This window comes from Bifidobacterium tibiigranuli (assembly GCF_022655035.1).
GTDB lineage: Bacteria > Actinomycetota > Actinomycetes > Actinomycetales > Bifidobacteriaceae > Bifidobacterium > Bifidobacterium tibiigranuli_A.
This window is the reverse complement of sequence record NZ_JALCUA010000001.1, coordinates 238,063-251,770: the sequence shown is the minus strand read 5'-3', so window position 1 is coordinate 251,770 and position 13,708 is coordinate 238,063. Positions and strand designations below refer to the sequence as shown.

Genomic DNA, 13,708 nt, shown 5'->3' with positions numbered 1-13,708 from the left:
ATTCGAGCAGTTGCATGCCTCCGCCTGGGTCCCATGAGAAGGAACATAAGGATTGGAGTCATTATCAGCGACGAACCACGTATCAACGACGAGATTCGCGTCCCTCAGGTGCGCCTGATTGGGCCGAACGGCGAGCAGGTCGGCGTCATCGCGACCACGGTCGCATTGAATCTGGCCAAGGAAGCAAACCTTGACCTCGTCGAGGTGGCACCGAACGCGAAACCTCCGGTCGCCAAGCTCATCGACTACGGCAAATTCAAGTATACCGAGAAGATCAAGGCCCGCGAGGCCCGCCGTAATCAGAACACGGCGGAAATCAAGGAGATTCGCTTCCGACTCAAGATCGACGAGCATGACTTCGAGGTCAAGAAGGGCCATGTGACACGGTTCCTGAATGGCGGCGACAAGGTCAAGGTCACGATTATGCTGCGCGGCCGCGAGCAGTCCCGCCCGATCGGCGGCGTCGAGCTGCTGGAGCGCTTGGCCGATGAGGTCGCCGAATACGGCAGCGTCGAGTCCTACCCCAAGCAGGAAGGGCGCAACATCATCATGACGCTGACGCCCAAGGCCAAGAAGGTGCACACGCAGTCCGAGCAGCGCCGTCGCGGCGCCGAATCGCGCGCCGAGCGTCAGGCCCGTCAGGCCGCACGCCTGGCCGCCAAGAACAGCGCGGGCGAAGCCGAAGAGGCTTCGAGCGAGACGCCGGCAGACCAGGCTTCCGAGCAGGACGCGAAGAAAGCCTGAGCCGGAAGGCTGAATACCGAAAACTGTCACGCCGGAGTTGATTCCCCGGCTGATCACCGAGTCATCGGATAGTATGCGATGGCGAAATATTTGTGCAGTAACCACAAGGAGGGCAGCAATGCCGAAGATGAAAACCAATTCCGCAGCCAAGAAGCGCGTCCGCGTCACCGGCTCGGGCAAGCTCATGCAGGCCGGCAGCGCCATGCGACACAACCTCGAGCACAAGTCCGCGCGCAAGCGCCGCGCACTGAAGGCCGACCAGGTGCTCGCGCCCGCGCAGAGCAAGAACATGAAGAAGCTGCTCGGCCGCTGAACCGCGACGAGTGTATAGACGCTAGACAAAGAAAGAAGATACTACTATGGCACGTGTCAAGCGCGCAGTGAACGCTCATAAGAAGCGTCGCGTCGTTCTCGAAAGGGCTTCCGGCTATCGCGGCCAGCGCTCTCGCTCCTACCGCAGGGCCAAGGAACAGCTCCTGCACTCATTCAACTACAACTTCCGCGACCGCAAGGCGCGCAAGGGCGACTTCCGCAAGCTGTGGATCCAGCGCATCAACGCTGCCGTCCGCGCCGAAGGCATCACCTACAACCGCTTCATCCAGGGCCTCAAGCTGGCGGACATCGATCTCGACCGTCGCGCTCTGGCCGAGCTGGCCGTCTCCGACCCCGACACCTTCAAGGCGATCGTGGAGCAGGCCAAGGCCGCACTGCCCGAGGACGTCAACGCCCCGGTCGCTGCCTGATTGCTGATTTCGGCTGGCAGTGTTCAGTTTCGGACACTGTGTAAATTGGCACCGTGTAATTGACTACTGTATCAATTGGCACCGTGTAACTGACACTGTGCAGCCTAGTGAACCCCATGGTGTGCATGGCATATGTCGTGAGATATTGCGATATATGGCGTGCATGGCATGGGGTTTCGCATATGTGCTGCGCTTTTGCCTAGGATAGGTTGGTATGGAACGGAACGGATTCGATGCGCTGCTTGAGCAGTTTCTCGCGCATATCGATGTGGAGCGCGGGCTTTCGCGGGCGACGGTGAAGGCATACGAATCCGATATCCGCCGGTATGTCGACTGGCTGCACGACCGTGAAATCGACGCACCGAATGCGGTCGCCAAGCAGGATGTAGAGGATTACGTCGCCTTCCTCGATGCGGCGGGGGAGAGTGCACGAAGCAAGGCGCGTCGACTCGCCAGCATCCATGAGTTCCACAAGTTCGCGCTCGCGCAGCATGCGGTCGCCGATGATGTCGCCGCCGCAGTGAAAGCGCCGAAAGCCTCAAGCGATCTGCCCGATGTGCTCAGCATCGACGAAGTAGGGCGGCTGCTGGAGGCGGCGGCGATGCATGGCAGCGACGATCCGGTCGTGCTGCGCGATCATGCGCTGCTCGAATTCATGTACGCGACCGGCTCTCGCGTCTCAGAGGCGGTCGGCGCGGACCTGAACGACATCGATATGGATGAGCATGTCGCGCGGCTGACAGGCAAAGGCTCGAAGCAGCGGCTGGTGCCGGTCGGAAGATATGCGCAGCAGGCGTTGACCGCGTATCTCAACGTCGGGCGCCCGGCGTTGGAACGCAAGGCCAAGGGCACCCCGGAGCGGCGGGCAATATTCCTCAACAAGCGCGGCAGGCGGCTGTCGCGCCAGAGCGTGTGGGAGATCATCCGGCTCGCGGGGGAGCGGGCCCATATCGACCGACCGCTGCACCCGCACACCCTGCGCCATTCCTTCGCGACGCATCTGATCCAAGGTGGTGCCGACGTGCGCACCGTGCAGGAGCTGCTCGGCCACGCCTCGGTCACCACCACGCAGATATACACGCATGTCAGCCCCGAGAACCTCATCGAAACCTACCTGACCTCCCATCCGCGGGCGCGATGACGGGCAAAGCCAGCTGCGTGCGGTGTCTCCTGGAATATGCGGCGTCTCTCAAAATTCGCAGTGTCTCTTGAAATACATAACGTCTCTTGGAATTCATTATGATATCCCCTATAATTCACTTTTCGTCTGCTGAGAAGACACTGTGAGAATCTATCTTGAGATATGTGAAATCTCTCAAATATATCAGTAGGGCGGCCACTGCGGCCGCCGTCTCCTTGATAACCATCGGCAGCTTCGCCATGGTTCCTGCGGCCTTCGCAAGCGGCACCCAGACCACCGACACCATCACGCAGACGGGACTGAAGCCCGGCCAAGTCAAGCACGTATGGACGATCGTTCTCGAAAACAAATCATATGACGCGACCTTCACCGGCCTGAACCAGAACAGCTACCTCTGGAAGGACCTCCCCGCTCAGGGAGCGCTGCTCACGAACTACTTCGGCACCGGCCACTACAGCCAGGACAACTACATCTCCCTGGCATCCGGGCAGGCCACTTCCAACGATCTGCAGTCGGACTGCAGCTACAAGAACTTCGATTTCGGCACAAATAAGAATATCGTCGCAAGCCACACCGGCGCGAACTTCGGGCGGGACGACAACTTCGGACAGCTGCTCTCCCCAGCCGGTGCGAACGCCGCGAACGGCGAGAACGGCTGCACCTTCCCGAAGGACATCCCCACGCTGTTCAACCAGTTCGACGCGGCAGGCGTCAGCTGGAAGGGCTACGCACAGGACCTGCATAACCAGCCCGGGCGCGAGGATGCTCTTGGCGGCGGCCCCGGCACCGCAGCCAACAACCCCACCACCAATCCCAGGGTGATGAGCACTTCGGCCAGCGACAAGGCGAACGGCATCACCTCGTTCACCGGGGCGCAGTCGAACGACCAGTATGTTGCCAAGCACTTCCCATTCCCGTGGTTCCACTCAATCATCGGCGACGACAACACTGGCAAGGACGCGCTGACCGCCCCCGCAGGCGGCACGATGACCGACGCGAACCACATCGCCAATCTCGACGATCCCAGCCTGGGCCTGATCTCCGACCTCAAGAAGCCCGCCGACCAGGTGCCGGCGTTCAACTGGATCACGCCGAACAACTGCTCCGATGCGCACGACCCCACCTGCGTGGGCAACAACCTCTCGGGCGTGTTCGATGCGAATGGCAACCCGAATTACGCGCTGCCGCTGACGACGCCGCCCACGAACCACACCGGCGGACTGTACGCGGCGGATCTGTGGCTCAAGTACTACATCCCGCTCATCGAGCGTTCGGCGGCCTTCAAGGACGGCGGCCTGATCGACGTCACCTTCGACGAGGCGAATCCGCCCTTCTACAGCATGTCGTTCAACAACGCGACCGACCAGACCAAGGTTGCGCAGGACGCGGCGGGCAACGAGCGGTACAGCTACAAGACCCCGACGATCAAGGACTTTGCCGAAGGCTATAAGCAGTACTCCGCGAACACCTTCCCGGCACCCGGCCCGATGGCCCAGAACTACATCAAGGCAGATCTCGCCGGACAGAGCATCAACGGGAAAGGCGTCGACTGGGAGCCGACCGGCCCGAACACGCCGCTTGCTGCGGACGAGAACGGCAATCAGCTCTACCCTGGCCCCGGCGATAACGGCTACATCACCCGGCCGCCGTCATGCGAGCAGGACACGACACTCGTGAACGCCGACAAGAGCAACTGCGTCTCGGGCGCGAAGAACACGAGTTCCTCCTTCTCGGGCGCCAAGGATCTCGCCGTCACCGCTGCGGCTGGCACTGACACGCTGCAGGGCGCGGTAAGCGTCTCCGACATCGGCCGTGCGGTCACTGGCGCGGGAATCCCAGCCGGTGCCTTCGTCGGCTCCGTGGCGAACGAAGGTCCGAACCTCGTCGCCAAGTCTTCGGATCCCGTGACGAACGCATCCTTCAAGCTCGTCGATCAGCAGGGCAACGCACTGAAGACGACCGCTGCGGTCGCCGACGTCACGCTCTCTGCGACCGGCGTTCCCGGCCACCTGAACCCCGGCGAATCGCCGCTCTCGACCTTCGACGCGCAGGATGCGACCCCTGGCGGCGGCGACTCCGGCTCCGTGCTCATCTCCCCGCTCATCAAGCCCGGAACCGTTTCCAGCACGTACTACAACCACTACTCATGGCTGCGCACGATGGAAGACATCTTCCAGGTTGTGAAGGGCAATGATACGAAGCAGCTGACCGCAGGCAGCGTCAGCGGCGGCCTCGATGGCCTCGGCCACCTCGGTTTCGCGGCGCAGGACGGACTCACTCCCTTCGGCGCTGATGTGTTCACGAATGCAGCGGTTGACCAGACTGCGAATCCGACTCCGACCCCGACGAAGACCACGCCAGCGGGAACTCCGGCGCAGACCGCGCCGCAGGGCACCTCGCCTTCGAATCCGGCCAGCAAGCACCCTGAGGCGAATGCCGCCGCGAAGCCTCAGGCCAGCGGCCCGCTCGCTTCCACAGGCGTCGATATGACCACTGGCATCGCGCTTCTCGTGGCAGCGCTCGCCCTGATCGTCGGCGGCGTCACGGTCCTGCTGGTTCGCCGTCGTCACGAGGCTCACGAGTCATGATGCGCAGAATAGTGAAAACAGCCGGACTGCTCAGCGCGATGGTCGCCATGACGATCGCACTGGGTGCGTGCGGCGGTGCCCAGTCATCGGCATCCATTGCGAACTCAATCGGCGACATGCCGAGCTACCTGCCTTCGGCTCGCTCAGCATCGATTGCGCACGGCAGTGCCGACAAGCCTGCGCTGTCGTACCCTGGCAGTCCAGTGCTCGTATCGGTAGGCAAGGCGCAGCTGAAGATCGATATCGCCGGCCCTGAGTATCCAAGCGATACGAAGGAAGAGGCGTCCGATATACCGAGCGTATTCACCGCCACGCTCACGAACACCGCGGCCCCGGGCGGCGCCGATGTGCCGCTCTCCGCGAGCGTCTTCGACATACTCGACAACGCCGGAGCCACGCACGCGCTCATACCGACTCCGGGCCTGCCCAAGAAGCTCGCAGCCGGGCAGCAGCTCACGATAAAGCTGCGCACGTCGCTGCCGGGCGGCGAAGGGCTGCTGCGCTTCCACCCGGATGGCGGTCCTTCGGCCGCCGGATGGGACTACGTGCTCGAAGACGACTGATTTCGTCCTCTCAGGCGTTATCTTCCTATAAGGATACTGAACCGCAGCCGTGAGGCGGCCGGGCTTTCGAGCTTGGCCCTCTCTCGGCTGCGGTTCTCTGTTTTGGCAAGTCCGATGCAAAGCATGCGGGATGGGGCGAACTCATTTTGTAGCGCTGCGCTGGGTCTCGCGCACTGCACGTACTACGCGCGGCTGAATATACGGCTGAATGCGCCGCGTGCGTTACGATGTGCGCGTTATGATGTTCCTTTGTGAGCGATAATCGTCTGCGATGGTGAGCATGCCAAGATTGGCGAGAATCATGTCGGTGAAAGGCATGTCGCTGAGAAACGCATGTCGTTGAAAAGCATGGAACGGAGGGATGATGCCGTACGAGAGCCGGTGGGCCGCTGAGGTCGCCAAGGCAGCCAAGGAGCCGCGCGATTCGGATGCTTCGCAGTCGAATGCTCGCCGTGCGCATGCCGTGCAGGCGCAGCTGCCGATCTCGGGCACCTTGCGTATTCCGGCCGTTGACGATGCAGACGATATGCCCGGTGCGGCTGATTCGGCGCATGGGGCGGTGAACAGGCCTCTTGATATGGTGAAGAATATGCCTACTGATCTGCTTGGTCGCGAATATGAGACCTTTCCCGCGCCAAAATCCCTGCACCAGCATGGTCCGGCACGGATTATCGCCATGTGCAACCAGAAGGGCGGCGTAGGCAAGACCACCAGCTCCATCAACATCGGCGGGGCGCTGAGCCAGTACGGCAGGCGCGTGCTCATCGTCGACTTCGATCCGCAAGGGGCGGCCACCGTAGGTCTGGGCATCAACGCGAACACCGTTGAGAACACGGTATACACGGCGCTGTTTGACGCCTCGATTGATGTGCACGAGATCGTGCAGCATACCGAATTCGAGAATCTTGACATCATGCCGGCCAACATCGATCTGTCGGCCGCCGAAGTGCAGCTGGTCACCGAAGTCGGGCGCGAGCAGATCTTGGCCAGCGTGCTGCGCCAGGTGCGCAACGAATACGATGTCATTATCATCGACTGCCAGCCTTCGCTTGGCCTGCTGACGGTGAACGCGCTGACGGCCGCTGACGGCGTGATCATCCCCGTGGCCGCCGAGTTCTTCGCGCTGCGCGGCGTGGCGCTGCTCATGCAATCGATCGACAAGGTGCGCTCCCGCATCAATCCCAGCCTCGAAGTCTACGGCGTGCTGGTCACGATGTACACGCGCACCCTGCATTGCGAAGAGGTGCTGCAGCGTATCTACGAGGCCTTCCAGGAGAAGGTCTTCCATTCGGTGATTTCGCGTTCCATCAAGCTTCCCGATGCGAATGTCGCCGCCGCGCCGATCACGGTGTATGCGCCTGGGCACAAGACGGCGAAGGAGTACCGCGAGGTCGCGCGCGAGCTCATCGCACGCGGCATCGTCGCATAGCGTGTGATGACGCTTGCTGCCGAGGAGATGCCGGTTTCCGGCTTCCAAGTAGACGTCGAAGGCTATGCCGGGCCGTTCGACGTGCTGCTGGGCATGATTGCGAACAGACGGCTTGAGGTGACCGAAGTGTCGCTTTCGGCCATCACCGAGGAGTTTCTGGCGTATGTGCGGCGGCTTGGTTTGGCGGCGGGGCAGACTGTGTCACCGGATCAGTCGGTGGCGTCGGGGCAGTCGGTGTCGTTGGGCCAAACAGTGTCGCCGAATCAGGAAGCGGCATCGGAGCAGCCAATCCCATCAAGCCAGTTCGCCCAGCATATGGACGAGGCCAGCGCCTTCCTTGACGTGGCTTCGATTCTGGTTGAGGCGAAAAGCGCCGCGCTGCTGCCGGGCGACGAGCAGGGCGAGCGTGACGAGCAGAGCATCGAGGCGCTGCGCGAACGTGATCTGCTCTTCGCGCGACTCGTGCAATACCGTGCCTTCAAACGCGCCGCAGGGGATTTCCGCGCGCGCTTCGCCGCGAATTCCGGGCGATTCCCTCATCCGGCGGTTGTGGATGATGCGGTTGCGGCCATGCTGCCCGAACTGGTCTGGACGCTGGGGGTCGATGAATTGGCGGCGCTTGCTGCCCATGCGCTTGCCAACGCGCCCGTCGATCAGGTCTCGCTGCATCAGCTGCATGTGCCGATGGTGGATTTGCAGGCCCAATCGGCTTTGGTGCGCGACCGGCTGCGGGCGTTGGGGAGCGAGGGAAGCATGACCTTTGCCGCGCTCAGTGCCGATGCGGCATCGCGCATTGAGATCGTCGCACGATTCCTTGCCCTGCTTGCCTTCTTCAAACAGGGCGCAGTGCAATTCAAGCAGTCAGGGCCGTTCGAAACCTTGCATATCCGCTGGGCGGCGGATGCCGACGAGCACGCCGAACTGACGATAAGCGAGGGGGATTTCGCATGAGCGATGAAATGCAAACACCACAGGGGCCGCAGTCTGAGCCGAACTCGTCCGCAGCTACGGCACAAGGGCGCGAAACGCCGCCAGCCCGTCCGGAATACGTCGATTTCGATGTCGAGGATTTCCCGGGCGGTTTGCGCGGGTGTCTTGAGGCGATTCTCATGGTTGCCGATCAGCCGCAGCAGTCTGCCGATCTGGCGAGGGTACTTGCCATCGATGAGGCTCAGGTTGACGAGGCGTTGACGGCGTTGCAGGAGGATTACGACGGGCGGGGAAATATATCGGAGCACGGTATTGCGGGTCAGGGCGACGACTCCGGCAGCTCCATTGGCGCCAACGGTTCGGCTGGCATACTGCGCGGCTTCGAGCTGCGGCGCACCGCGCGCGGCTGGCAATTCGCCAATCGGGCGGATTATGAGCCGGTAGTCGCCGCATTCGTGACTGATGGGCAGGCCGCACGCCTGTCGCAGGCGGCCCTTGAGGCGCTGGCGATTATCGCGTACCGTCAGCCGGTGACCCGCGCCCAGGTCGCGGCCATTCGCGGCGTGAACTCGGATGGCGTGATTCGCTCGCTTGTCGTGCGCGGGCTGATACGCGAGGAGGGAATCGACCCGGAATCCCGTGCCGCGCTGCTGGTGACCTCGGGGCTGTTCCTGGAGCATATGGGCTTGGATTCGCTCGACCAGCTGCCCTCGTTGGCCCCGTTCATGCCGCCCATCAGTGAAATGGAAAACACGGAAGTGGAACATAGTGAAATGGAACACAGTGAAATGGAAAACGCGGAAGTGGAAAACGGTGGAATGACAGAGAACGCAATGAAGCTGAACGGTTCGGAAGGGAACGGCGACATCATCTGAGCGACGCCACCTCTCGCGTGTCACACGGTGATTTGATTTATAGTCATGATGACTATAAATAATGAATCGGGCGTGAAAGGCGGCGGGATATGGGTTCAGGCAATGTGACCGAGCGACGCCGGCAGCAGCCGCTGATTGGCGTGTCCACAGTCATTCTGGCGCTGGGAGGAGGAGCCAGACCTGAGTTTTGGCTGCCGCTGGTCCGTCGGGTGCGCCAGCCCTTCCTCGGCGATTGGGCGCTGCCAGGTGGGGGCGTGCAGGCGAATCGCTCATTGGAGGAATCGGCGTATGAGGCGCTCATTTCCACTACCGATTTGCGCCCCAGCTACCTCGAACAGCTTTACACCTTCGGCGATGCGCAGCGCTCGCATGAAGGGCTGCCGATGATTTCCGTCGTCTACTGGGCCTTGGTGGGCACGGTCGAGACCCAGAACTTTCACGAGGCAAACAATGTCGCATGGTTCGCGGAAAACGACCTGCCCGAGCTCGCCTTCGACCACGACCGCATCATCGCCTATGCATTGGAACGGCTGCGCTCGAAAATCGACTACCCCGACATCGTCGCCAAACTGGTCGGTCCGACCTTCACCTTGGCCCAGCTGCATGACGTCTACGAGGCGGTGTCGGGCAACTCGATAGACCTCGCCAATTTCCGCAGACGCATGCTCGCTTCGGGGCAGCTCGAAGCCACAGGTGACAAGGTGCGGTACGGGCGTCAGCGTCCCGCGACCTTGTATCGATACGCGGGCACTCAGGCAGGTGGCGACGATATGTATAGCTTGGGTACCGACGCAGGTGCCAACGAAGGCGACAACGGCGAATCAAGCCGAGAGAGCCGAGAAGTGTGGCAGCGTCCCACGGCATTCGACGTCATGTGGCATGGAGGAAACGGCGCACCGGAGTCCGACCTCGAAGAGGTGCTTTCGGTGCTGTCGCCCGAGCTGCGCCCAAGGGATGCGCCATCGAACGTGCCACGCGACGATATACGCCAATCCAACTTCAACGACAAGGAGTCGTTATGACGTCCCAATCCGTTCTACCAGCTCCCGAGGCTGCGAAACCCCCTGATTCCAAGCAGTCTGTTAGTGCCGCGCGTGCCCCGGAACGACCGTTGACGCGCAACGAACGACTGGACCGGCTGCCCTTCAACGCGGCGCACCGCAAGCTGCTGGTCGCCTCCGGCATCGGCTGGGCCTTCGACGCGATGGACGTCGGCCTCGTCTCCTTCGTCGTCGCCGCAATCGCCGCCGACCCCCATTTCGCGCTGAATAATACCGAACGCTCCTGGGTGCTGTCCATCGGCTTCGTCGGCATGGCGATCGGCGCGGCCCTCGGCGGCTTCATCGCCGACCGGGTCGGGCGCAAAACCGTGTTCACCGCCACGCTTGTCATCTTCGGCCTAGCCAACGGGGCTATGGCCTTCGCATGGAGCCTGGCGGCTCTGCTAGTCGCCCGCTTCGTCATCGGCCTGGGGCTGGGCTCTGAACTGCCGGTCGCTTCAACTCTTGTCAGCGAGTTCGCGCCGACCAAGCACCGCGGGCGCATGACCGTGCTGCTCGAATCCTTCTGGGCCGTGGGCTGGATCATCGCCGCCGCCATCGGCTTCTTCGTGATTCCGAGCACCGGCGACTGGGGCTGGCGCTGGGCGCTGCTCATCGGCGCGCTGCCGCTGCTGTACGCCATCGTCGCCCGCATGCATATCCCCGAATCGGTGCGCTTCCTTGAGGCTCACGGCCGCGACGCGGAGGCCGAGCGGGCAGTGCGCTACTTCGAAGCCGCCAGTTCCGTGGCGCCTGTGGCCTCGCCCACCGGCATGCCGCTGCCCAAGATACCCACGCGCACCCTGTTCGGGAAGCGCTATCGCGGGCGCACGATTGCGATATGGCTCACCTGGTTCTTCGTCAATTTCTCGTACTACGGCGCCTTCACCTGGATGCCCTCGCTGCTCGCCGACCAATTCGGCTCCCTGACCAAATCATTCGGCTACACGCTGGCAATATCCCTGGCCCAGCTTCCCGGGTATTTCCTCGCCGCATGGCTCGTCGAGGTCTGGGGCAGACGCAAGACGCTGAGCATCTTCCTCGCGGTGTCCGCTGTGGCCGCCTTCCTCTTCGCCCAAGCCGGCACTCCGGCCCTTGTACTCGTCTTCGGCATGTTGCTGTCCGCCGCGAACCTTGGCGCATGGGGCGTGCTGTATGCGGTCACGCCGGAGATATATCCCACGCGTCTGCGAGCCGCCGGCTCTGGTGCCGCAGCAGCGGTAGGGCGCATCGCGGCCATCGTCGCGCCGTTGCTGGTGCCGTGGCTGCTGACCATCGCCGGCGGCGGCAAGACGGTCGCGTTCATCGTGTTCGGCGCAGTGTTCCTCTTCGCCTGCCTTTCGGCGCTCGCCTTGCCTGAGCGCGCGGGGAAGGAGTTGGAGAACTAGCGGCAGCGTGCCGGGTTGCCGCCGCACTTGGTGAATAAGGCGAATAATGGCCCTGCCGTCCTCTCACTCTGCGCTGTCGTGCCGCATCGCTATTGTGGTGAAGGTTTGCGGGTAAATACAGGTGGAAACTCATTCGATGTTGGGCCGGTATGCAACGGCAAGTGGAACGCTAGAAATTTAGCTAGGAAATTTTAAACCATTAAAGAGAGGTTTTCGATGGCGGTACGTGGTGATATTCGAAATGTGGCGATTGTGGCTCACGTCGATCACGGCAAGACGACGCTCGTCAACGCGATGCTTCAGCAGTCGCATGTGTTCTCGGAGCGCGAAGAGGTTCCGGACCGTGTGATGGATTCGAACGATTTGGAACGCGAGAAGGGCATCACCATTCTCGCCAAGAACACGGCTGTGCAGTACACCGGCCCGCTGGCCGAGAAGTACGGCCACCCCGAAGGCATCACGATCAACGTCATCGACACCCCCGGCCACGCCGATTTCGGCGGCGAGGTCGAACGCGGCATTTCGATGGTCGACGGCGTGGTGCTGCTCGTCGATGCTTCGGAAGGTCCGTTGCCGCAGACCCGTTTCGTGCTGCGCAAGGCGCTGGAAGCCAAGCTGCCCGTCATCCTGTGCGTCAACAAGGTTGACCGTCCCGATGCCCGCATCGAAGAAGTCGTGAGCGAATCCACCGATCTGCTGCTCGGTCTGGCTCAGGATGTGATGGAGGAGGGCGTCGATCTCGATCTCGATGCGCTGCTCGACCTGCCGGTGATCTACTGCGCCGCCAAGGCCGGATATGCTTCGACCAACGTACCGGAGAACGGCGGTCTGCCTGACAACGACGATTTGGAGCCGCTGTTCGAGTCGATCATCGCCAACATTCCCGCGCCCGAATACGAGGAAGGTGCACCGTTGCAGGCGCACGTCACCAACATCGACGCCTCGGAGTACTTGGGCCGCTTGGGCCTTATCCGCATCTACAACGGCACGCTGATCAAGGGCAAGCAATACGGCCTTTCGCGTGTCGACGGCTCCATCGAGAACTTCAAGCTCACCGAGATCCTGCGCACGCAGGGTCTGGACCGTGCGCCGGTCGACGAGGCTGGCCCTGGCGACATCGTCGCCGTTGCCGGCGTGAGCGACATCATGATCGGCGAGACGATTGTCGACCCGAGCGACCCGAAGCCGCTGCCGCTGATTCACGTTGACGAGCCGGCCATTTCAATGACCTTCGCGATCAACGATTCCCCGCTGGCTGGCACCGAGGGCAAGGACCACAAGCTCACCGCCCGTATGATCAAGGATCGTCTTGAGCATGAGCTCATCGGCAACGTGTCGATTCACGTCCTGCCGACCGACCGCCCCGACGCCTGGGAGGTGCAGGGCCGAGGCGAACTCGCGCTGGCGATTCTCGCCGAGCAGATGCGCCGCGAAGGCTACGAGCTGACCGTCGGCCGCCCGCAGGTGGTTACCAAGACCATCGACGGCAAGATCAACGAGCCGATGGAGAATGACACCATCGACGTGCCCGAGGAGTACATGGGCACCGTCACCCAGCTCATGGCCGATCGCAAGGGCCGTATGGACTCGATGAGCAACCACGGCTCCGGCTGGATTCGTTTGCAGTTCACGGTTCCTTCGCGTGGCCTGATTGGCTTCCGCACCGCGCTGCTGTCCGCCACGCGCGGCACCGGCATTTCCAGCTCCATCTCCGCCGGCTACGCTCCGTGGGCCGGCCAGATCGTGACCCGCCAGAACGGCTCGATGGTTTCGGACCGCGCCGGCGTCGCCACTCCGTACGCCATGCAGCGCTTGCAGGCACGCGGCAACTTCTTCGTTGACCCGCAGAGCCAGGTCTACGAAGGCCAAGTCGTGGGCGTCAACAACAAGCCTGACGAGCTCGATGTGAACGTGACGCTGGCCAAGCATATGACCAACATGCGCTCCGCGACCGCCGATGTGCTCGAAACCCTGACCCCGCCGATCAAGATGAGCCTCGAAGAGGCGCTTGACTTCGCGAACGAGGACGAATGCGTCGAGGTCACCCCTGAAGCCATCCGCGTGCGCAAGCTGCTGCTGAACCGCGATGACTGGTACAAGTGGCGCTCCAAGCAGCGTCGCCGCGACGGCAACAAGTGAGTCGGTGATGAGTCGGTGATTCTGGACTCACATGTGTTGTGACTATGTGTTTCGTGCCTCGGAAAGGTTCTCGTATGGAGAGCTTTTCCGAGGCACACGCATATCTGGGCGTTTCGAGCGCTTTCGGG

General features: G+C 62.2%; 11 protein-coding genes and 1 pseudogene. All 12 read left to right on the top strand.

Annotated elements, in window-relative coordinates; all coding sequences use genetic code 11:
- Positions 1-45 precede the first annotated feature (45 nt).
- Positions 46-744, top strand: coding sequence for a translation initiation factor IF-3 (infC, locus tag LKK40_RS01060; protein WP_304308929.1), 699 nt, complete (start codon positions 46-48; stop codon positions 742-744).
- Positions 745-862: 118 nt separating this feature from the next.
- Positions 863-1,057, top strand: coding sequence for a 50S ribosomal protein L35 (gene rpmI, locus LKK40_RS01055; protein ID WP_024463368.1), 195 nt, complete (start codon positions 863-865; stop codon positions 1,055-1,057).
- Between the two features lie 46 nt (positions 1,058-1,103).
- Positions 1,104-1,487, top strand: a complete 384-nt coding sequence (gene rplT, locus LKK40_RS01050) for a 50S ribosomal protein L20 (RefSeq protein ID WP_152580941.1) — start codon at positions 1,104-1,106, stop codon at positions 1,485-1,487.
- A gap of 214 nt (positions 1,488-1,701) precedes the next feature.
- Positions 1,702-2,628 (top strand): site-specific tyrosine recombinase XerD, encoded by a 927-nt coding sequence (xerD, locus tag LKK40_RS01045; RefSeq protein ID WP_304308466.1) that lies wholly within the window; start codon positions 1,702-1,704, stop codon positions 2,626-2,628.
- A gap of 164 nt (positions 2,629-2,792) precedes the next feature.
- The gene (locus tag LKK40_RS01040; RefSeq protein WP_304308464.1) at positions 2,793-5,216 is read left to right on the top strand and encodes a hypothetical protein; all 2,424 of its coding nucleotides are present in this window, start codon (positions 2,793-2,795) and stop codon (positions 5,214-5,216) included.
- Positions 5,213-5,779: a hypothetical protein gene (locus tag LKK40_RS01035; RefSeq protein WP_304308462.1), complete on the top strand. Its 567-nt coding sequence runs from the start codon at positions 5,213-5,215 to the stop codon at positions 5,777-5,779. Before LKK40_RS01040 ends, LKK40_RS01035 begins: the two co-directional genes overlap by 4 nt.
- 526 nt (positions 5,780-6,305) lie before the next feature.
- On the top strand, positions 6,306-7,208 hold the full coding sequence (locus LKK40_RS01030; protein WP_304308927.1) for a ParA family protein: 903 nt from the start codon (positions 6,306-6,308) through the stop codon (positions 7,206-7,208).
- A 6-nt stretch (positions 7,209-7,214) separates the two neighbouring features.
- Positions 7,215-8,159: a segregation and condensation protein A gene (locus LKK40_RS01025; RefSeq protein ID WP_304308460.1), complete on the top strand. Its 945-nt coding sequence runs from the start codon at positions 7,215-7,217 to the stop codon at positions 8,157-8,159.
- Complete coding sequence (gene scpB / locus LKK40_RS01020) at positions 8,156-9,013, top strand: SMC-Scp complex subunit ScpB (RefSeq protein ID WP_304308458.1); 858 nt, start codon at positions 8,156-8,158, stop codon at positions 9,011-9,013. Before LKK40_RS01025 ends, scpB begins: the two co-directional genes overlap by 4 nt.
- 89 nt (positions 9,014-9,102) lie before the next feature.
- Positions 9,103-9,795 (top strand): annotated as a pseudogene (locus LKK40_RS01015) (NUDIX hydrolase); the annotation flags it as partial.
- A 236-nt stretch (positions 9,796-10,031) separates the two neighbouring features.
- Positions 10,032-11,441: an MFS transporter gene (locus LKK40_RS01010; RefSeq protein ID WP_304308456.1), complete on the top strand. Its 1,410-nt coding sequence runs from the start codon at positions 10,032-10,034 to the stop codon at positions 11,439-11,441.
- 216 nt (positions 11,442-11,657) lie between these two features.
- Positions 11,658-13,580, top strand: a complete 1,923-nt coding sequence (typA, locus tag LKK40_RS01005; protein ID WP_304308455.1) for a translational GTPase TypA — start codon at positions 11,658-11,660, stop codon at positions 13,578-13,580.
- The last annotated feature ends 128 nt before the right edge of the window (positions 13,581-13,708 follow it).